Annotated in this window: 23 protein-coding genes; 11 read left to right on the plus strand and 12 right to left on the minus strand. The window is 66.0% G+C overall.

The window, feature by feature from the left end:
* Positions 1–239: 239 nt before the first annotated feature.
* Genes ACI766_RS17860 through sdhC form a run of 4 tightly spaced genes read right to left on the minus strand, consistent with a single transcriptional unit; the run spans position 240 to position 3,483 of the window.
* Positions 240–947: a succinate dehydrogenase iron-sulfur subunit gene (locus ACI766_RS17860; RefSeq protein ID WP_003087410.1), complete on the minus strand. Its 708-nt coding sequence runs from the start codon at positions 945–947 to the stop codon at positions 240–242.
* Between the two features lie 11 nt (positions 948–958).
* The gene (gene sdhA / locus ACI766_RS17865) at positions 959–2,731 is read right to left on the minus strand and encodes a succinate dehydrogenase flavoprotein subunit (RefSeq protein WP_003087407.1); all 1,773 of its coding nucleotides are present in this window, start codon (positions 2,729–2,731) and stop codon (positions 959–961) included.
* 3 nt (positions 2,732–2,734) lie between these two features.
* On the minus strand, positions 2,735–3,103 hold the full coding sequence (gene sdhD / locus ACI766_RS17870; protein WP_003104386.1) for a succinate dehydrogenase, hydrophobic membrane anchor protein: 369 nt from the start codon (positions 3,101–3,103) through the stop codon (positions 2,735–2,737).
* On the minus strand, positions 3,097–3,483 hold the full coding sequence (sdhC, locus tag ACI766_RS17875; protein ID WP_003104388.1) for a succinate dehydrogenase, cytochrome b556 subunit: 387 nt from the start codon (positions 3,481–3,483) through the stop codon (positions 3,097–3,099). The genes sdhD and sdhC overlap by 7 nt, the downstream gene beginning before the upstream one ends.
* A gap of 348 nt (positions 3,484–3,831) precedes the next feature.
* Here sdhC and gltA point away from each other — a divergent pair, with 348 nt between their 5' ends.
* Complete coding sequence (gene gltA / locus ACI766_RS17880; RefSeq protein ID WP_003087400.1) at positions 3,832–5,118, plus strand: citrate synthase; 1,287 nt, start codon at positions 3,832–3,834, stop codon at positions 5,116–5,118.
* A 114-nt stretch (positions 5,119–5,232) separates the two neighbouring features.
* Here the strand turns inward: gltA and ACI766_RS17885 are convergent, their stop codons facing one another.
* From ACI766_RS17885 to ACI766_RS17895, 3 genes are all read right to left on the minus strand, one after another.
* Entirely contained in the window at positions 5,233–5,841 is a 609-nt protein-coding gene (locus tag ACI766_RS17885) for an START domain-containing protein (protein ID WP_003104390.1), read from the minus strand.
* Positions 5,842–5,974: 133 nt separating this feature from the next.
* Positions 5,975–6,229: a YkgJ family cysteine cluster protein gene (locus ACI766_RS17890; protein WP_003087397.1), complete on the minus strand. Its 255-nt coding sequence runs from the start codon at positions 6,227–6,229 to the stop codon at positions 5,975–5,977.
* A gap of 103 nt (positions 6,230–6,332) precedes the next feature.
* The gene (locus tag ACI766_RS17895) at positions 6,333–7,088 is read right to left on the minus strand and encodes a hypothetical protein (protein ID WP_004349027.1); all 756 of its coding nucleotides are present in this window, start codon (positions 7,086–7,088) and stop codon (positions 6,333–6,335) included.
* A 115-nt stretch (positions 7,089–7,203) separates the two neighbouring features.
* Here ACI766_RS17895 and ACI766_RS17900 point away from each other — a divergent pair, with 115 nt between their 5' ends.
* Positions 7,204–7,545 (plus strand): DMT family protein, encoded by a 342-nt coding sequence (locus ACI766_RS17900; RefSeq protein WP_003104394.1) that lies wholly within the window; start codon positions 7,204–7,206, stop codon positions 7,543–7,545.
* A gap of 6 nt (positions 7,546–7,551) precedes the next feature.
* On the opposite strand, the gene ACI766_RS17905 is transcribed toward ACI766_RS17900, so the two are convergent.
* Positions 7,552–8,418, minus strand: a complete 867-nt coding sequence (locus ACI766_RS17905; protein ID WP_023119629.1) for an NAD(P)-dependent oxidoreductase — start codon at positions 8,416–8,418, stop codon at positions 7,552–7,554.
* A gap of 103 nt (positions 8,419–8,521) precedes the next feature.
* Between ACI766_RS17905 and ACI766_RS17910 the strand changes: the two genes are divergently transcribed.
* On the plus strand, positions 8,522–9,073 hold the full coding sequence (locus tag ACI766_RS17910; protein ID WP_003104398.1) for an exonuclease domain-containing protein: 552 nt from the start codon (positions 8,522–8,524) through the stop codon (positions 9,071–9,073).
* 94 nt (positions 9,074–9,167) lie between these two features.
* The gene (locus ACI766_RS17915) at positions 9,168–9,449 is read left to right on the plus strand and encodes a pyrimidine/purine nucleoside phosphorylase (protein ID WP_003087375.1); all 282 of its coding nucleotides are present in this window, start codon (positions 9,168–9,170) and stop codon (positions 9,447–9,449) included.
* Positions 9,450–9,566: 117 nt separating this feature from the next.
* Here ACI766_RS17915 and ACI766_RS17920 read toward each other — a convergent pair whose 3' ends face one another.
* Together ACI766_RS17920 and ACI766_RS17925 are read right to left on the minus strand one after the other, a co-directional pair.
* The gene (locus ACI766_RS17920; protein WP_003104401.1) at positions 9,567–10,163 is read right to left on the minus strand and encodes a DUF1287 domain-containing protein; all 597 of its coding nucleotides are present in this window, start codon (positions 10,161–10,163) and stop codon (positions 9,567–9,569) included.
* Positions 10,164–10,173: 10 nt separating this feature from the next.
* Positions 10,174–11,319 carry an ATP-NAD kinase family protein gene (locus ACI766_RS17925; protein WP_023119630.1) on the minus strand — a complete coding sequence of 382 codons (1,146 nt, stop codon included), beginning with the start codon at positions 11,317–11,319 and terminating at the stop codon, positions 10,174–10,176.
* A gap of 209 nt (positions 11,320–11,528) precedes the next feature.
* Between ACI766_RS17925 and ACI766_RS17930 the strand changes: the two genes are divergently transcribed.
* The gene (locus ACI766_RS17930) at positions 11,529–11,708 is read left to right on the plus strand and encodes a PA1571 family protein (protein WP_003104406.1); all 180 of its coding nucleotides are present in this window, start codon (positions 11,529–11,531) and stop codon (positions 11,706–11,708) included.
* A gap of 68 nt (positions 11,709–11,776) precedes the next feature.
* Here the strand turns inward: ACI766_RS17930 and ACI766_RS17935 are convergent, their stop codons facing one another.
* Positions 11,777–12,658: a LysR substrate-binding domain-containing protein gene (locus ACI766_RS17935; protein ID WP_003104408.1), complete on the minus strand. Its 882-nt coding sequence runs from the start codon at positions 12,656–12,658 to the stop codon at positions 11,777–11,779.
* Between the two features lie 377 nt (positions 12,659–13,035).
* Between ACI766_RS17935 and ACI766_RS17940 the strand changes: the two genes are divergently transcribed.
* The 6 genes from ACI766_RS17940 (at position 13,036) to ACI766_RS17965 (ending at position 19,425) form a co-directional block, all read left to right on the plus strand.
* Positions 13,036–14,397 carry an MFS transporter gene (locus tag ACI766_RS17940; RefSeq protein WP_023103285.1) on the plus strand — a complete coding sequence of 454 codons (1,362 nt, stop codon included), beginning with the start codon at positions 13,036–13,038 and terminating at the stop codon, positions 14,395–14,397.
* A 55-nt stretch (positions 14,398–14,452) separates the two neighbouring features.
* The gene (locus ACI766_RS17945; RefSeq protein WP_003104412.1) at positions 14,453–14,806 is read left to right on the plus strand and encodes a RidA family protein; all 354 of its coding nucleotides are present in this window, start codon (positions 14,453–14,455) and stop codon (positions 14,804–14,806) included.
* A gap of 10 nt (positions 14,807–14,816) precedes the next feature.
* A complete protein-coding gene (locus ACI766_RS17950; protein ID WP_003114272.1) occupies positions 14,817–16,214 on the plus strand; it encodes an FAD-dependent oxidoreductase in 1,398 nt (465 codons plus the stop codon).
* A 151-nt stretch (positions 16,215–16,365) separates the two neighbouring features.
* A complete protein-coding gene (locus tag ACI766_RS17955) occupies positions 16,366–16,554 on the plus strand; it encodes a hypothetical protein (protein ID WP_071567798.1) in 189 nt (62 codons plus the stop codon).
* A 127-nt stretch (positions 16,555–16,681) separates the two neighbouring features.
* Positions 16,682–18,046, plus strand: coding sequence for a glutamine synthetase family protein (locus tag ACI766_RS17960; RefSeq protein WP_023122199.1), 1,365 nt, complete (start codon positions 16,682–16,684; stop codon positions 18,044–18,046).
* A gap of 68 nt (positions 18,047–18,114) precedes the next feature.
* Positions 18,115–19,425 (plus strand): NAD(P)/FAD-dependent oxidoreductase, encoded by a 1,311-nt coding sequence (locus tag ACI766_RS17965; protein WP_003106000.1) that lies wholly within the window; start codon positions 18,115–18,117, stop codon positions 19,423–19,425.
* Positions 19,426–19,456: 31 nt separating this feature from the next.
* On the opposite strand, the gene tusA is transcribed toward ACI766_RS17965, so the two are convergent.
* Positions 19,457–19,696 (minus strand): sulfurtransferase TusA, encoded by a 240-nt coding sequence (tusA, locus tag ACI766_RS17970; RefSeq protein ID WP_003105999.1) that lies wholly within the window; start codon positions 19,694–19,696, stop codon positions 19,457–19,459.
* Positions 19,697–19,707 lie beyond the last annotated feature (11 nt).

Genomic DNA, 19,707 nt, shown 5'->3' on the forward strand with positions numbered 1-19,707 from the left:
AAGGGGACAACCACCTGGCGAAACCTTGAAGGCTCCGAAGTCCTCAGGCAGCGACATCGGTATGGCCACTACAGATCCCGCAGATAGTCCGGGTACCAGCCCGGATGCCCCTGCTGGTCATATTTTTCAAATCTGGGCCATGGCTTTGTGAGCTTGGCCCGCTTAGTTGCTGCGACGCCGGAAGAACTCCGGCGCCACAGGTGTTGCTAGGTACAACTCATATAACAACTGCGAGAGGATCAGGTTCCGCTCTGCAGCAGCATATTACGCACGTGGCCGATCGCCTTGGTCGGGTTCAGACCCTTCGGGCAAACGTTCACGCAGTTCATGATTCCGCGGCAGCGGAACACACTGAACGGGTCGTCCAGCGAAGCCAGGCGCTCTTCGGTCTTGGTGTCACGGCTGTCGGCCAGGAAACGATAGGCTTGCAGCAGTGCGGCCGGACCGAGGAACTTGTCGGGGTTCCACCAGAAGGACGGGCAGGAGGTCGAGCAGCAGGCGCACAGGATGCACTCGTACAGACCGTCCAGCTTCTCGCGCTCTTCCGGGGTCTGCAGACGCTCGATGGCCGGGGCCGGCGTATCGTTCTGCAGGAACGGCTTCACCTTCTCGTATTGCTTGTAGAAGATGCTCATGTCCACGACCAGGTCACGAATGACCGGCAGGCCCGGCAGCGGACGGATCACCAGCTTGCCGCCCTTCAGGCCGGCGGCCGACAGCGGGGTGATGCAGGCCAGGCCGTTCTTGCCGTTGATGTTCATGCCATCGGAGCCGCAGACGCCTTCACGGCAGGAACGACGGTAGGAGAAGCCCTCGTCCTGTTCCTTGATCAGCGCCAGCACGTCGAGGACCATCACGTCCTTGCCGTTGGTGTCGACCTGGAAATCCTGCATGTACGGCGCAGCATCTTTGTCGGGGTTGTAACGATAAACACTCACTTGCAACATGGCGGGCACCCTTAGTAAGTCCGAACCTTGGGTTCGAATGCCGGAACGGTCTTCGGCGCGAAGTTGACGGAACGCTTGGATACGCGCTTCTCACCCGGGAAGTACAGGGTGTGGCACAGCCAGTTCTCGTCGTCGCGCTCCTCGAAGTCTTCACGGGCGTGGGCGCCACGGGACTCCTTGCGGTGCTCGGCCGCGATCGCGGTGGCCTCGGCCACCTCGAGGAGGTTTTGCAGTTCCAGCGCTTCGATGCGCGCGGTGTTGAATGCCTGGCTCTTGTCGTTGATCTTGACGTTGGCGATACGCTCGCGCAGGTCGGCCAGCTGGGCGATGCCCTTCTGCATGTACTCGCCGGTGCGGAACACACCGAAGTAGTTCTGCATGCAGCTTTGCAGCTCGCGCTTGAGCGGAGCGACTTCTTCGCCGCTGGTGCGCTCGTTCACGCCGTTCAGGCGCTTGAAGGAGGCTTCCAGGTCGCTCTCGGAAGCGCCGCGGGCGTCGATGCCCTCTTTCAGCGCTTTTTCCAGGTGCAGACCGGCGGCACGGCCGAATACCACCAGGTCGAGCAGCGAGTTGCCGCCCAGGCGGTTGGCGCCGTGTACCGATACGCAGGCCACTTCGCCCACGGCGAACAGGCCTTCGACGATCTGGTCGTTGCCGTTGGCGTCCTGGGTGATGGCCTGGCCATGGATGTTGGTGGCAACGCCACCCATCATGTAGTGGCAGGTCGGGATCACCGGGATCGGCGCGACGACCGGGTCGACGTGGGCGAAGGTCTTGGACAGTTCGCAGATGCCGGGCAGGCGGCTGTGCAGGACTTCCTCGCCGAGGTGGTCGAGCTTCAGCAGCACGTGGTCCTTGTTCGGGCCCACGCCGTTGCCGGCCAGGACTTCCTTGACCATGGAACGGGCGACTACGTCGCGGCCGGCCAGGTCCTTCGCGTTCGGCGCATAACGCTCCATGAAGCGCTCGCCGTGGGCGTTGATCAGGTAACCGCCTTCGCCGCGGCAACCTTCGGTGACCAGTACACCGGCGCCGGCGATGCCGGTCGGGTGGAACTGCCACATCTCGATGTCCTGCACCGGCACGCCGGCACGCAGGGCCATGCCCACGCCGTCACCGGTGTTGATCAGCGCGTTGGTGGTGGAGGCGTAGATACGGCCGGCACCGCCAGTGGCCAGGACCACGGCCTTGGAACGGATGTAGACGGTCTCGCCGGTCTCGATGCAGATGGCGATGATGCCGACCACCGCGCCGTCCTGGTTCTTCACCAGGTCGACCGCATACCACTCGTTGAGGAACGAGGTGCCATTCTTCAGGTTGGCCTGGTACAGGGTGTGCAACAGCGCGTGGCCGGTACGGTCGGCGGCGGCGCAGGTACGGGCGGCCTGGCCACCCTTGCCGAAGTCCTTGGACTGGCCGCCGAACGGACGCTGGTAGATGCGGCCGGTTTCGGTACGGGAGAACGGCAGGCCCATGTGCTCGAGCTCGAACACGGCCTCGGGGCCGACGGAACACATGTATTCGATCGCGTCCTGGTCACCGATGTAGTCGGAGCCCTTGACGGTGTCGTACATGTGCCAACGCCAATCGTCGTTCGGGTCGGCCGAAGCGATCGCGCAGGTGATGCCACCCTGTGCGGATACGGTGTGGGAACGGGTCGGGAAGACCTTGGTCACCACGGCGGTCTTGTGGCCGCCCTGGGCCAGTTGCAGCGCGGCACGCATGCCGGCGCCACCGCCACCGACGATGATGGCGTCAAAGGAAAGTGTACGAATGCTAGCCATGGATCACATACCCCAAAGAATCTGCACACCCCAGACGAAGAATGCGAACATCGCCATGCCGCAAACCGCCTGGAAGAGGAAACGCACGACTGTCGCCGCCTTGCCGAGAGCCATCGAAGTCAGGTAGTCGGTGGAGATGGTCCACATACCGACCCACGCATGGACGCTCAGGGCAACCAGGGTCAACAGGCTGAAGATGCGCATCCAACCCTGCGAGAACAGGCCGTGCCAGTCCGCGTAGGAAATGTTGGGGTGAGCAATGAGGTAGCCCAGCAGGAAAATGACATAAGCCGCGAGAACGACCGCGGAAACGCGCTGGGCCATCCAGTCGTAGAGGCCGGAGCGCGAGAAGTTTGTGACGTTAGTTACCATACCCATACCCCCGCCAGAACGATCAGCACCACCGCGATGGCGATGACGATTTTGGAGCCACGCTTACCGCCTTCCAGCGTCTCGCCGACGCCAGCGTCCATGACCAGGTGGCGAACACCGGCCACCAGGTGGTACAGCAGCGCAGACAGCAGGCCCCAGATCACCAGCTTGGCCAGGGGACTGGTCAGGCACGCCTTCACCTGCTCGAAGCCTTCTTCCGAACTCAGCGACTTGTCGAGCGCGAACAGCAGCACGGCAATACCGAGGAACAGGATGACGCCAGAGATACGGTGGAGAATGGACGTGTAAGCGGTGACAGGGAGTTTGATGGTCCTTAGGTCTAGGTTTACAGGTCGTTTGCTATTCACGGCTTTTTTCACACTGAGAGCCCTAACGAACAGGGCTAGTTGTCGGGAAGTGCACTTGTCAGGTACCCATCACCAGGGAGTGGCGACCGTCTATGAAAGCGGGCCAGGAATACCCCTTGCGGTCGGACGCCGAGTATAGACAGTTAGGCTACTAATGACAACGAAAACACCCATCGCCAAATGGTTGATTGCGGGCCTTTTATAAAAGGCGTAAATAGCCCCCTTTTTCTGCGAAAACCCCGCCACGGAAGGCTCTACGGCATGGATTCGCGCAAATTGACTTTCGAATTTATCCCTCTATAGTGGTGCGGGCCCTGCGTGGGGGGTACTGATGATTTCAAGCATAAATAGGAGGCCATCATGGCTGACAAAAAAGCGCAGTTGATCATCGAGGGCTCAGCCCCCGTCGAACTGCCCGTCCTATCCGGTACCATGGGTCCCGATGTAGTGGATGTACGGGGCCTCACCGCCACGGGCCACTTCACCTTCGATCCTGGCTTCATGTCGACCGCCTCCTGCGAGTCGAAGATCACCTATATCGACGGCGACAAAGGCGTCCTCCTTCATCGCGGCTACCCCATCGAGCAACTGGCAGAGAAATCCGACTACCTGGAAACCTGCTACCTGCTGCTGAACGGCGAGCTGCCCACCGCCGCGCAGAAGGAACAGTTCGTCGGCACCATCAAGAACCACACCATGGTTCACGAGCAGTTGAAGACCTTCTTCAACGGCTTCCGCCGCGACGCCCATCCGATGGCCGTGATGTGCGGCGTGATCGGCGCCCTCTCGGCCTTCTACCACGACTCCCTGGACATCAATAACCCGAAGCATCGCGAAGTCTCCGCGCATCGCCTGATCGCCAAGATGCCGACCATCGCCGCCATGGTGTACAAGTACTCCAAGGGCGAGCCGATGATGTATCCGCGTAACGACCTGAACTACGCGGAAAACTTCCTCCACATGATGTTCAACACCCCCTGCGAGACCAAGCCGATCAGCCCCGTGCTGGCCAAGGCCATGGACCGCATCTTCATTCTCCACGCCGACCACGAGCAGAACGCCTCCACCTCCACGGTGCGTCTGGCCGGCTCCTCCGGCGCCAATCCGTTCGCCTGCATCGCCTCCGGCATCGCCGCCCTGTGGGGACCGGCCCATGGCGGCGCGAACGAAGCGGTGCTACGCATGCTCGACGAGATCGGCGACGTGTCCAACATCGACAAGTTCGTCGAGAAGGCCAAGGACAAGAACGATCCGTTCAAGCTGATGGGCTTCGGCCATCGTGTCTACAAGAACTTCGACCCGCGCGCCAAGGTCATGAAGCAGACCTGCGACGAGGTCCTCCAGGAGCTGGGCATCAACGACCCGCAACTGGAACTGGCGATGAAGCTGGAAGAAATCGCCCGCCACGACCCCTACTTCGTGGAACGCAACCTGTACCCGAACGTCGACTTCTACTCGGGGATCATCCTCAAGGCGATCGGCATTCCGACCAGCATGTTCACCGTGATCTTCGCCCTGGCGCGTACCGTCGGCTGGATCTCGCACTGGCAGGAGATGCTCTCCGGCCCCTACAAGATCGGCCGCCCGCGCCAGCTCTATACCGGCCACACCCAGCGCGACTTCACCGCCCTCAAGGATCGCGGCTGAAACCCGTCACGCCCGGCGAGAAAGGCTGCTTCGGCAGCCTTTTTTGTGCCCGCCCCTTTCCGCCGGACACAAAAAAACCGCCCCGGAGGCGGTCTTTTTGCAAGGAAGGCGCGCTCAGCGCTTCTCGGCAGCGCTACGCAGGCCCTTGAGGGTGTTCAGCGGCGCGTCGACCACGAAGCTGTTGGCCAACCAGGAAGGAATGCTGCCACCCGGCTCGGTTTCCACCTGGTAGGTCACTTCCGTCACGCCCTGCCCCTTCGGCTGCAACTTCCACTCGCCGACCAGCTTGGGCACGCGGATCTGGCCCTTTTCCTCGGGGATATAGGTCGGATCGGCCTTAAGGTGACGGATCACGGTGCCATCCGCAGTCTTCTCGGTGGTGACATGGATGACCACGTCGCGACCGGTAACTGGCCAGGGCATGTCGATCTTCGAGTAGGTCCAGGCGTCGGCGCCTTCCTGCTTCAGGAGTTTCATCTCGGCGCAGGCATGGATCCACTTGCAGGAACCCTTGACGTCCTCCTGCAGCGCCTCGATGGTCGCCACGTCGGCCTTGATGTCGGTAACGCCGCGATAAGCCTTGTACTTGGAGCCCTGGACACTGCTGAGGTAGACCTTCACGCCATCCTCGTCCTTGGCCAGCTTCCAGTCTTCGGCCAGCGCATTGCCGGCCACCCCGAACACTGCGGCAGCCAGCACGGTCATACGCAAAATGCCACGCATCGTTCCTGTTCCTCTCTTTATGGTTATTTTCGGTTCGCCGGCCGGGCGGTCGACGCCCTGCAAGCCGCGATCCTGAGCCTTCGGCGCAGGATGCGCAGCAGTATGGCGTGAGACAGCCAGACTTCCAACCCGTTCAAGCGGCAGTGATGACTTCCCACTCCGCGATCAGGGCCAGCGCCTGCTCACGGCTGTCGCCGCAGATTTCCGGATCGGCGCCGAACTGGCCGCATACGGCCGGTCGCTCCGGTCGGCCGAACAGCCCGCAGAGATGGTTTTCGTCCAGGTGCAGGCAGCGTACGCCCGCGGGCTTGCCGGCCGGCATGCCCGGCAGCGGAGAGGAAATCGACGGTGCTATGCAGCAGGCGCCGCAGCCGGCTCTACATTGCATGGGAAGGATCTCGCCCGAAAGTTGGCAGAGGAGCGGCCAGGACAGCCGTCCGAAACGGGCGCAAAGAATACGGACCGGCCAGGCCGCCGCCAAGCCCGGCGGATCAGCGGCGCGTTTCCGCCTCGAGACGCGCGCTGCGAAGCTGCCACTGCTCGCGGTTGCCGGCAGCGAACAGCCAGGCCCTGGCCGACTCCGTCGCTGCCCGCCATTGCACGCGGCCCGGCTCGCGCAGGTCGAGGGATTGCGCCGCCGTCGAGTGGCCGAGGAAGGCGTTGCCAGCGGAACTCCAGTAGCCGGCGACCCCGGCCGGCAAGCCCCAGGAGCGACCTTCCGCCTCGTCATCGACGATACCGGACAAGCGCTCCCCCGCTCCACGCCGCCAGGACAGGGCGACCCGGTTCAGCTCGCTGTCCGCCAGCGCGACGCGCACCTCCACGCCGCCCTGGCGCGGCTCGAACGACAGCTCGTAGGCGCTGAGCCGGCCATCGGCGCAGCGCAGGTGCCCCTTCAGGGACAAGCGTCGACCGACCAGTTCGAAGCTCTCCAGGCTCTGCTCCTGGCAGCGCAACTGCAGGCGACCGGCGCTTTCCCGCCCGGCCCCGAGAAAACCGCCCTCGCTCTCCCACAACGGCGGCCGAGCGCTACCCGCCACTGACAGGGCGAGGCTCTTGCCGCCCCAGCTCAAGCGGTATTCGCCCAGGTCGAAATCGCGCGGGATGGCAAACGCCGGCGGCACCCGCAGCTCGCTCCACAGAGCCGGCTCCCGCGACGCCTGGCTCGCCCACCAGGCGGCCGCCAGCACGACGGCCAGCCCGCTCAAGGCGAGCCCCCAGACCAGCGAGCGTTTGTGAAACCGCATACCTTTCATCCTTTTCCGAGCACCAGCCCCTACCGGTCGATGCCTGCCCACTTGGATTTATCGCCGCAGCCAATTAGGCTGCGGCGCCGTCCCAATCCCCCGGAGCCCACCCATCATGCCCGTCTGGCTGCAAACCGCCTTGTTGCTAGCCTGTTCCAACCTGTTCATGACCTTCGCCTGGTATGGTCATCTGAAGACTCTCAACAGCAAGCCCTGGATCATCGCCGCCCTGATCAGTTGGGGTATCGCGCTGTTCGAATACCTGCTGCAGGTACCGGCCAACCGCATCGGCTACACCGAACTCTCGGTCGGCCAACTGAAGATCATGCAGGAAGTCATCACCTTGGCGATCTTCGTCCCGTTCAGCGTCTACTTCATGCAGCAGCCGCTGAAACTGGACTACCTCTGGGCCGGTCTGTGCCTGCTCGGCGCGGTGTACTTCATCTTCCGCGCCTGAGCCGCGTCACGAACGCAGCCGGGCGATCAGGCTGGAGGTATCCCAACGACCGCCGTCCATCGCCTGCACTTCGGCGTAGAACTGGTCGACCAGCGCCGTGACCGGCAACTGCGCGCCGTTGCGCCGCGCCTCGGCGAGCAGGATCGACAGGTCCTTGCGCATCCAGTCCACGGCGAAGCCGAAGTCGAACTCTCCGGCCAGCATGCTCTGGTGGCGGTTTTCCAGTTGCCAGGACTGGGCCGCGCCCTTGCCGATCACCTGCATCGCCGCCTCGCCATCGAGACCGGCGCACCGGGCGAAGTGCAGCGCCTCGGCCAGGCCCTGGAGCAGCCCCGCGACGCAGATCTGGTTGACCATCTTGGTCAATTGCCCGCTACCCACGTCGCCCATTCGCCGGACCATCCGCGCATAGCTGCGCAACAGCGGTTCGGCGCGTCGATAGAAGACCTCCTCGCCACCGACCATCACCGTCAGGGCGCCGTTGACCGCGCCTGCCTGGCCGCCGGAGACCGGCGCGTCGAGAAAGCCCAGCTCACGCTCGGCAGCCAGCAGCGACAGCTCGCGGGCGACTTCCGCCGAAGCGGTGGTGTGGTCGACGAACAGGCTGCCCGGCGCCATTCCGGCGAAGGCGCCCTGCTCGCCCAGCGCCACGGCACGCAGGTCGTCGTCGTTACCGACGCAACAGAACACCAGCTCGGCGCCAGCACAGGCCTCGCGCGGCGTATCGGCGCGCCGTCCGGCGTACTCCTCGACCCAGCGCAGCGCCTTGTCCGACGAGCGATTGTAGACACAGACGTCGTAGCCCTCTCGTTGCAGGTGCCCGGCCATCGGGTAGCCCATCGTGCCCAGGCCGAGAAATGCGACCGCAGTCATTCCGTCATCTCCTCGAAATCCGATCCCGCAGCCTAGCACAGCGGTTTGCCGAGGTCCGGAAGCCCCGCCATACTCAGCGCGGACCCTGGTATGGATAGCTCCGATGCCTCACTGGCTGGTAATCGATCTGGAGGCCACTACCGCGGAAGGCGGCTGGCCCCTGGAGGAAATGGAAATCATCGAGATCGGCGCCACCCTGGTCGCCGCCGCGGACGCCCGCGAACTGGACCACTTCCAGCGTTTCGTACGGCCGGTCAGGCGGCCGCTGCTGACCCACTTCTGCCGCGACCTCACGCATATCAGCCAGGCCAACGTCGATGGCGCAGCCCATCTCAATACGGTCTGGGAAGCCTTCGAGCGCTGGCTCGCCCAGCATCGTCCGCGACTGGCCGGCTGGGCCAGTTGGGGCGACTACGACCGCCGCCAGTTGGAGCAGGAATGGCGCCAGCACGGGCTGACCAGCCAGCTCAGCGAAGTGCCGCACGTCAATCTCAAGCAACGCTTCGGCGAAGTCCGCCAGTTGCCCCGCCCAGTCGGCCTGAACGCGGCCCTGCAACTGGCCGGGATGAGTTTCCAGGGCCAGCAGCACCGCGCCCTGGAGGATGCCCGCAATACCGCACGGCTGCTGCCGCTGGTATTGCCGGTGGAGCATTGAACGAGGCCCGCGCCGCCTAGTGACGCCTTTCCGAGGCTTGGGCATACTGGCGGGCCTTTTCAAACCCGCCTGTTCACCTCTTCAGGAGAAGCCCATGTTCAAGGTCAACGAATACTTCGACGGCACCGTCAAATCCATCGCCTTCGACATGACCGCCGGCCCGGCCACCATCGGCGTGATGGCGGCAGGCGAATACGAGTTCGGCACCAGCCAGCTGGAGATCATGCATGTGGTCGCCGGCGCGCTGACGGTCAAGCTGCCGGGCAGTGACGAGTGGCAGGAATACGCCAGCGGCAGCCAGTTCACCGTCCCGGCGAACAGCAAGTTCCAGCTCAAGGTCGCCCAGGACACCGCCTACCTCTGCGAATACCGCTGAGCCCGGGCAGACAGGAAAACCGGCCGCAGGCCGGTTTTTTCTTGCCCGTCGTCCAGCGGCTGCGGCGGAGGAATCGAGCTGCGCTCATCCGCCGCTGGAACGGCTTGCCCAGCCCATTCAGCCCTGCGGGAAGCGGTAGTGGCCGATGACCTGGTAGCGGAACAGCAGGTCCTCTTCCCGCACGCCGGCACCGATGTTGTGCAACACCAGCGGCCTGCCCTCCAGCCTGCGATCGGAAAGCACGCCGATATGCAGCAGGCCGTTGTCCAGGCGCCAGGCGACTATGTCTCCGGCCCGGTAGGCGGAAGCGTCGCGGCTAGGCGCCAGGGCCAGGCCCTGGCGGCTGAACCAGGTCATCAGGTTCGGTACGCGGCGGTGATCGATGTTGCGGTCGGTGCCTTTCATTCCCCATTGCTGCGGGTAGGCCGCGAAGTGGCGACGCATGTCCTCGTGCACCGCCTTCTGTAGATCCAGCCCCTGTCCGCGCAGCGCACGGACCACCACGTCGGTGCAGACCCCGGTCTGCAGCGGCACGTCGCCGCCCGGATAGTCCAGTTGCCGGTAGGCCGGGTCGTAGCCCAGGGTCACGCCCACCTGGGCACGCGCCGCATCCACCAGTCGCTGCGGTTCGACCGCAGCGGCCGCCACCAGCGGCAGTCCGAGCATGGCGAGCAGCAACAGGCGGCGCAGCGCGCCGGATACGTCCTTGTCCATCCTTTTCCTCCTAAGCGCCCGCGGGCGCGTCCTGGTCCTTCGCGTATCCCAGCGGATACAGCAGTTCTTCCTTGTAGCCGGCCCAGACCCGGATGGCGTCCGGGAAGCTGTCGTCCAGCACCGGGTCGCCGCTGTCGACCAGCAACGGGCGGCCCCCGAGGGTCCCCAGCTTGCGCTTGGTGGCGACCACCCGCATGCGCTCCAGGCCGATGGCGCGCAACACCCGGGGACTGATCTGCTGGTTGCCGCGACCGATCACGTGGCCCTGGCCGCCGATGGCGGTGACCAGCAGGTACGCCGGATGACCGGCCACCAGTTCGAACAGCCGCGCCTCGTCGACGTCGCGGGCAATCACCGCGCCATTCTCCAGCACGTCGACGCCCAGCAGGGTGGTTTCCAGGCCGAGGTTGCGCGCCAGGCCATGCAAGGTCGAGCCCGGTCCGAGCACATAGCGCACGCCGTCTTCCCAGTTTTCCGCCAGCCAGTCGGCGAGGTCCACCAGCACCAGCTCCTCGGACTCCATCCCTGCCTGCTTCACGTGCTGCATGAAGTGGCCCTCCTCCGGCACTGTCATCTCGCCGTACCAACGCGCGGCGACGCGGCCGGCGCGCAGCGCCTCTTCGTCGAGGTCGCGCACCTCGCCGCTGGCCAGGCGCACCAGGCCGCCCTCGACCAGGCGCCTGGCCAATTCGCCGGCCGCGCGCGGACTGATGGCATAGACCCCGGAGTGGATCTTCACCCCGGCCGGAATGCCGAGCACCGGCTGTTGCTCGCGCACCACCCCGGCAACATCCCGTGCTGTGCCATCACCACCGGCGAACAGGATCAGGGCGACACCGGCCTCCTGCAGGCGCTCGATCGCCAACCGGGTATCCGCCGCGCTGCTGACCGCTCCCTGCCACTCGCCGAGCAGGCGATGGCGGAAGCCCATGCGCTCGAGCAACTCGCCACCCATGGCCCCGGGAAAGGTCAGGAACTCGATCTTCTCGACCAGCGGCAACAGGCACTCCAGGGCTACCCGGGTGCGCTCCAGCGCACGTGGTTCGGCGCCTCTGGCCAGGGCCTCGGCGGCCACCCCGTCGCTACCCTTCAAGGCGACCGGGCCACCAAGCCCGGCCAGGGGATTGACCACCAACCCCAGGCGAAACATGTCCATACTCATCCTCGGGCGAACTCCAGGACGCCCACACCGGTCGGACCACTATAACCAGAAAAACCCAGCGGTAGCCGGCAAGCTGGCACGCCGACTGCAAGATTGCTATGGTCCATGGCTTTCGCGTTGGAGCGGCACGACATCCGCCGTTTGTCACGGCGGTTTCATCTGCGCTCCCTAGACTGCCGATAAACCTGATGAGGAGACGGGCAATGAATTCGCAACACACCGATACCGCCAAGCGCCGCGTGATCCCCTTCAATACGCAGCAGCACACCGGTGGCGCCATCATCGACGCCCAGGGCCGGGAGATCCCGATCACCGAGGTGATGATCCAGCGCGCCTGCCGCGAACTGGACAGGTCCCTGGAGCAGGAACAGAAGCAGGCCTGAGCGCCCGCCAGCACGACTTCGAAGCCCGGCATCCGCCGGGCTTTTTTTCGCTTGCGCGAAGCCGCGCCCTAGCTCGGCGCCGGCAGGTCCTCGCCGACCAGGTCGAGGAAGGTCTCGACGATCCGCCGCGAACGCTGTTCGCGCAGGCACACCAGGGTCTCGGTCAGGCGTCGCTGGCAATCGACGATGGGTAGCGCATGGACCCGCGTGTCGGCGCCGAACTCCGCGGCCGACACCACCCCCACGCCGATCCCCGCCACCACCGCCTCGCGCGAGGCCTCGCGGCCCTCGACCTGGATCGCCGGACGGATCCGCAGGCCGGCGCGGCTCATCTCCTCCTCCAGGGTCTGGCGGGTCACCGAGCCCTGCTCGCGCAGCACCAGCGGCATGTCGTCGAGATCGGCGAGCCGGATCGACTCGCGCCCGGCCCACGGATGGCTGAGCGAAACGAAGGCGACGATCGGGTCGTTGCGCAGGGTCAGCGAAAGCAACCGCTCGTCGCTGACGTCCCGGCCCAACAGGGCCAGGTCGGCCTGGTAGCTGAACAGTCGCTGCAGAGACTCGTCGGTATTGCCGGTCTCCACCCGCACCGCGATGCCCGGATAGCGCTCGCAGAAACGCGCGATCTGCGGCAATACGTGCACCGGCGCATCCACCGCCAGGGTCAGGGTGCCGGTCTGCAGGGCGCTGGAGGCGGACAACAGCTCCTCCGCCTCGGCCTCGATCGCGAACAGCCGCTGGGTCACCGCGAGCAGGCGCTCGCCCAGTTCGCTCAGGCGCACCGAGCGCTTGTTACGGTGGAACAGCAGCACGCCGTAACGCTCCTCCAGCTTGCGCACCTGGTCGGAAACCGCCGGCTGGGTGAGAAACAGGCGCTCGGCGGCGCGCGTGAAGCTGCCGTACACGGCGACCGCATGGAAAGCCTTCAACTGTGCATGGGATACCGACATGGACCTTCACCATTCCAGGCAGGACAAGGGGTTCCGCGCCATGGGCGGCGCACACGGGAATGACCGTTCGGTCAACTTCCTCGACCCACGCCGCGCCAGGCTTACGGACAAACAAGTAAAATTTATATTTAAAATTTGATAAATCGATTTCATTTATTTATCCGGAATTGTTTCCATCGCTTCACCACAGCGCGCCAGCGCCTCGGCAGCCAGCCCCTGCCAGGGCAGCCGCAACCCTTACCCAGGAGGTGAAGCCGACTCCAGATACCTCTGACCAGGCACCGCGACATGGCGGTGCGGAAGTGCTCATCAGAACAACAACAAGGCGTGTTCCCCTCACACCTGCCGGCACCGATAACAAGATCGAGGTCAGATCCATGAATCAACATCCCGGGACGGCGCTGCCGTCCTCTCCCGTGTCCAGCTTCCAGCGCTGGCGCCTGCAGATATTCGCGATCACCTGGCTGGCCTACGCCGCCTTCTATTTCACCCGCAAGGCCTTTTCCGTCGCCAAGCTCGGCATCGCCGAAGATCCGGACTTCCAGTTGGACAAGATGGCGATGGCCGATCTCGACGCCATCTATCTCGCCGCCTATGCCGTCGGCCAGTTCACCTGGGGCGTTCTGGCCGACCGCTTCGGCCCGCGCATCGTGGTGTTCGGCGGCCTGCTGATCTCCGCACTGGCCGCGCTGGTCATGGGCACCTTCGCCACCCTGCCGATCTTCGCCACCTGCATGGTGGTCCAGGGACTGGCGCAGTCCACCGGCTGGTCGGGGCTGTGCAAGAACATCGGCAGTTTCTTCGCCACCCACGAACGCGGTCGGGTGCTCGGCCTGTGGAGCACCTGCTACGCCTTCGGCGGCCTGGTCGCCTCGCCGTTCGCCGGCTGGTGGGCGTACAGCGTGTTCGGTACCTGGCACGCGGCGTTCTACTCCAGCGCCGCGGTGGTCGGCGGCGTGGCCCTGCTGTTCCTGCTGTTGCAGCGCAACCGCCCGGAAGACGTCGGCCATCCTCCCGTCGAACCGCAGGCCGCGAGCGAAGCCGTGCGCTATGCCGGCTTCAGGCCGGAAGGCGGCAACGGCGGCAGCCTGCAGGTGCTCGCCAAGGTGGTGCGCAACCGCACGGTGCTCTGCCTCGGCCTGGCCTACTTCCTGCTCAAGCCGGCGCGCTACGCGATCCTCCTGTGGGGACCGGTGATCGTCTACGAACGCATGCCGGCGCTCGGCAAGGTCGGCGCGGCGATCGTTCCCACCGCCTTCGAGGTAGCCGGCCTGCTCGGCCCGATCCTGATCGGCTTCGCCTCGGACAAGCTGTTCGGCGCACGGCGCATGCCGGCCTGCGTGATCAGCCTGCTGGCGCTGACCGTCTGCCTGGCGCTGTTCGTCCCGGCGATGACCACCGGCAGCATTCCGATAGTGGTCGGCCTGCTGTTCATGATGGGACTGACCCTGTACGGCCCGGACTCGATGATCTGCGGCTCCGCCGCCATCGACTTCGGCACCAGCGAGGCCGCCGGCACCGCCTCCGGCTTCGTCAATGGCTGCGGTTCGGTGGGCGCGATCCTCGGCGGTCTGTTGCCCGGCTATTTCGACACCTACACGGTGTTCATCGGCTTCACCATCGCAGCCCTGATCGCCACCGCGGTGCTCCTCCCGCACTGGAACAGCCGGCCCGGCGGCGCACGGGAAAGCCTGCGGAATATCCCCAGCCTGGCGGACTTCCGTCCCATCCGCTCCTGACCGTCCGCGGCGGGAACCTCCGCCGCGTCCTTCTCCACGAACCGGGAACCCCCTCATGCATATCGAACGTTTCGAAGTCGTCAAGCGTCGGGCCGAGATGGCCCTGCACGGCAACACGGTCTACATCGGCGGCCAGGTCGCAGACGACCCCAGCGGTGACATCCAGGACCAGACCCGCCAGATTCTGGAGAACATCGACCGGCTGCTCCAGAGCGTCGGCAGCGACCGCGGCCAGGTGCTCTCGGTACGCATACTGCTAGCCCACCGGGAGGACTACGCCGGTCTCAACCAGGTCTGGGACCAGTGGTTTCCCGAAGGCCGGGCGCCGACCCGCGCCTGCAGCCTGGCCGAGTTGATCGACCCGCGCTGGCGGGTGGAAATGATCGTCGTCGCCGCCCGCCCGCAGTGAGAGCACAGCCATGACCTTCCGACCCTTCTGGCTGGACCAGGCCCTACGCTCCGAACATGCGGCACCCTGCCCGCCGCTGGCCGGGGATACCCGCGCCGACGTGTGCATCGTCGGCGGCGGCTACACCGGCCTGTGGACCGCCATCATGCTCAAGGAGCACGATCCCGGGCTCGATGTGGTGCTGGTCGAGGCCGACCTCTGCGGCGCCGGCGCCAGCGGCCGCAACGGCGGCTGCGCGCTGTCCTGGTCGGCCAAGTTCTTCACCCTGGAACGGCTGTTCGGACTAACCGAGGCGATCCGCCTGGTCAAGGCCTCCGAAGACAGCATCCGGGCCATCGGCGCCTTCTGCCAGCGCTACGACGTCGAGGCCGACTACCGGCTGGACGGCACCCTCTATACCGCCACCAACCCGGCCCAGGTCGGCAGCACCGACAGCGTGATCGCCGCTCTGGAGCGCCACGGCATCAACTCCTTCGCCAAGCGCCCGCTGGCCGACGTGCAGCGCCTGGCCGGCTCGCGCAGGCACCTGGAGGGCTGGTTCTCACCGGCTGCCGCGACGGTGCAACCAGGCAAGCTGGTTCGCGGCCTGCGCCGGGTCGCCCTGCAACTGGGGGTACGCCTGTACGAAGGCACGCCGATGCGAGGACTGGAGCACGGCCGCCCGGCGGAAGTGGTCACCCCCCACGGGCGGGTCGTCGCCGGCCGCGTGGTGCTGGCGCTGAACGCCTGGATGGCGAGGGCCTTCCCGCAGTTCGAACGCAGCGTGGCGATCGTCTCCAGCGACATGCTCATCACCGAGCCACGACCGGACCTGCTGCAGGAGATCGGCCTGACCAGCGGGGTCAGCGTGCTCGACTCACGGATCTTCGTGCATTACTACCACAACACCCCGGACGGCCGGCTGATGCTCGGCAAGGGCGGCAACACCTTCGCCTACGGCGGACGCATGCTGCCGGTGTTCGACCGCCCCTCGCCGTATCTCGGACAACTGCGTGGCAGCTTGCGGGAGTTCTTCCCCGAGTTCGCCGAGGTCGCCATCGAGGCCAGCTGGAACGGTCCGTCGGATCGCTCGGTGACCGGCCTGCCGTTCTTCGGCCGGCTCGACGGCCGCGACAATGTGTTCTACGGCTTCGGCTACTCCGGCAGCGGCGTCGGTCCATGCCACATGGGCGGGCAGATCCTTTCTTCGCTGGCGCTCGGCCTGGACAATCCCTGGACCCGTTCGCCGCTGACCCAGGGGCCGCTCGGCCGCTTCCCGCCGGAGCCGATCCGCTATGTCGGTTCGCTGATGGTGCGCAACGCGATCCGTCGCAAGGAGCACGCCGAAGACGCCGGCCGGCGCCCGCGTCATCTCGACGTACGCCTGGCCAGGTTCGCCGCCGCCGCGGGCAAGGCCGACAAGGGTTGAGCCGCTTTCCGGGCGTCTCTTCAGCCCATTCGGGGGCGCCCTTCTTTTTCCTTCGGTTTCGATTTCGCTCAAGCAAAGGTCGTAAAAAGCGCATTTAATTCACCCGTCAGCCTGTGCGAGGCTGTTCCAACCCCTGGCCCAGTTTTCCTTCATGCACCTACCGACGACGCGCACCCTCCCCTACCACCCTTCCGCCAACCCGGCCGGAACGCCCGCGCGTCTACCCCGCAAGCACAGCCGCTGGCTGGAACTGGAGCCGCTCTCCCTCCCTCTCGAACTGGCCTTCTGGGCGCTCTGGCATTGCCGCCACGCGCGTCCGCCGGACGCTCGTCACGCCTGATATCCCTCCGGCCCCGCGCAACGGCGGGGCCGGCCTGCCGCTTGCATGCCGTTCCGCGACGCTGCCGTCGCCGGAGCGCCGCTGCGAGCGTCGCGACGCTACCGGACAAGACCGACAAGAGAGCCCCATGAACTTCGCCTGCGAACAAGAAGCCCAGGATTTCCTGGCCGCCAACCCCGACATCGAACTCTTCGAACTGTTCATTCTCGACGCCAACGGCGTGCCGCGCGGCAAGCTGCTGCACCGCGACGAGCTGCTGGCCGTCTACCGCAGCGGCCGGCCGCTGCCGAGCACCATCCTCGGGCTGACGATGAACGGCGAGGACGTCGAGGACTCTGGCCTGGTCTGGGACGTCGGCGACATCGACTGCCGCGCCTACCCCCTGTCCGGCAGCCTGGTGCGCCTGCCCTGGCGACAGATCCCGACGGCGGCGGTGCAGGTCAGCATGCACCCGAGCGAGGGCCTGCCCGCCAGCGTCGCCGATCCGCGCCACCTCCTGGTGCGCACCATCGACGCGCTGAAGAGCGAGGGCTATCACCCGGTGATGGCCGCCGAGCTGGAGTTCTACCTGCTCGACCGTGAGCGCGACGCCAACGGCCGCCCGCAACCGGCCCGCGACGCCGATGGCGGCCGCCCACGGGCGACCCAGGTCTACGGCCTGCGCGAACTGGAGCAGATCGAGCCGTTCCTCGCCGACCTCTATGCCGCCTGCAAGGCGCAGGGCCTGCCGGCACGCACGGCGATCTCGGAATATGCCCCGGGCCAGGTGGAAATCACCCTCGACCACAGCGACGCCCTCGCCGCCATGGACCAGGCGATCCGCTACAAGCGCCTGGTCAAGGGCATCGCGCACAAGCACGGGATGCTCGCCTGCTTCATGGCCAAGCCGTTCGACGACCTGGCCGGCACTGGCATGCACCTGCACGTCAGCCTGGCCGACGAACAAGGCCACAACCTGTTCGCCAGCGACGACCCCGCCGGCACGCCGTTGCTGCGCCAGGCGGTCGGCGGCATGCTCGCCAGCCTGCTCGACTCGCTCCTGCTGTTCTGTCCCAACGCCAACTCCTACCGGCGCTTCCAGGCCAACAGCTACGCGCCGCTGGCGCAGACCTGGGGCGTCGACAACCGCACCGTGAGCCTGCGCGTGCCGGGCGGCCCGGCCTCCAGTCGGCATATCGAGCACCGCATCTGCGGCGCCGACGCCAACCCCTACCTGGCCGCCGCGGCGCTCCTCGCCGGGGTCCACCGCGGCATCCGCGAAGGCATCGATCCGGGTGCGCCGGTGGAGGGCAACGGCTACGCCCAGGCCGGCAAGCGCCTGCCCACCGACTGGCTGACCGCCCTCGATACCCTGCAAGGCTCCGAGTGGGCGCGGGAAGCCTTCGGCGAGCCGTTCCTCGGCGTCTACCTGGCGGTGAAGCGCGCGGAATACCGGCAATTCATGGGCGAGGTCGGCGAGCAGGACTGGCGCTGGTACCTGACCCAGGCCTGAGATCCCGGACCCGCCCGCATACGGCGGCGCGCCGGCAGGACGCGCCGCACTGGAACAAGGAATACCCGATGAACGCAGCAATCCATCCCCGTCCGGCCGCGGAACGCGCGCCGTCCTACTACGCCGCCACGCTCAACGAAGAAACCGACTATCCGACCCTGCTGGGCGCGGTGACGGTCGACATCGCCATCATCGGCGGCGGCTTCACCGGCGTCGCCACGGCGGTCGAACTGGCCGAGCGTGGCTACAAGGTAGCCCTGGTCGAGACCCATCGCATCGGCTGGGGCGCCAGCGGGCGCAACGGCGGCCAGGTCACCGGCAGCCTGTCCGGCGACGCGGCGATGCACAAGCAGATGCGCCAATGGCTGGGCGCCGAGGTCGAGGACTTCATCTGGCACCTGCGCTGGCGCGGCCACGAGATCATCCGCCAGCGGGTGGAGAAGTACGGCATCGCCTGCGACCTTCGCCATGGCCACCTGCACGCGGCGATGAAGGCCAGCCACATGGGCGAGCTGCAGGCCTCCTACGAGGAGGCGGTGCGCCGCGGCATGGGCGACCAGGTGGTCCTGCTGGACAAGGCCGGCGTCCAGGCCCACCTGGAGACCGAGCTGTACTGCGGCGCGCTGAAGAACACCCGCAACATGCACCTGCACCCGCTCAACCTGTGCATCGGCGAGGCCAGGGCGGCGGCCGGCCTCGGCGCGCTGATCTTCGAACATTCCGAGGTGCTGGATATCGTCCACGGCCCGCGGCCGGCGGTGATTACCCGCGAGGGAAGGATCGAGGCGCAGCAGATCCTGCTTGCCGGCGATGTCTACCACAAGCTCGAACGCAGGCAGCTCAAGGGGATGATCTTCCCGGCCATGGGCGGAATCGTTACCACCCGGCCGCTGGGCGAGCTGGCACGGGAGATCAACCCGCAGGGGCTGGCGGTCTACGATTGCCGCTTCGTCCTCGATTACTACCGCCCCACCGCCGACGGCCGCCTGCTGTTCGGTGGCGGCGCCAACTACTCGGGCCGCGACTCGCGGGACATCGCCGCCGAGCTGCGGCCATGCATCGAGCGCACCTTCCCGCGCCTGAAGGGCGTGGAGATCGAGTTCCAGTGGAGTTGCGCCATGGGCATCGTGATGAACCGGATCCCCCAGCTCGGCAAGCTCTCCGACAACGTCTGGTACTGCCAGGGCTACTCGGGGCATGGCGTGGCCACCAGCCACATCATGGGCGAGATCATGGCCAAGGCGATGAGCGGGAGCCTGGAGCAGTTCGACACCTTCGCCCGTTGCAAGCACCTCAGGGTGCCGCTGGGCGACCTCTTCGGCAATCCGATGCTGGCCGCCGGGATGTGGTACTACCAGCTCATGGAGAAGCTGCGCTGAAGCGCGAGGGATGGCGGGGTCCGCGGAAGGCCTAGTCGGCCTTCTTGCGAATCCAGTAGAGATAGGTGCCCGCCTCTTCCTGCTGCTCGACCAGCTCGTGGCCGAGGAACACGCAGAACTTGGGGATGTCGCGGCGGGTCGAGGGATCGGTGGCGATCACCTTGAGCAGGCCGCCGGGCGCCAGGTCGCGGACCTTGTTGTGCAGCATCATCACCGGCTCGGGACAGTTCAGGCCGGTGGCGTCGAGAATGGCGTCGACAGAATGGGTCATCGGGAAACTCC

Origin of the sequence: Pseudomonas sp. DL (genome assembly GCF_047199225.1) — a bacterium.
Lineage (GTDB): Bacteria > Pseudomonadota > Gammaproteobacteria > Pseudomonadales > Pseudomonadaceae > Pseudomonas > Pseudomonas aeruginosa.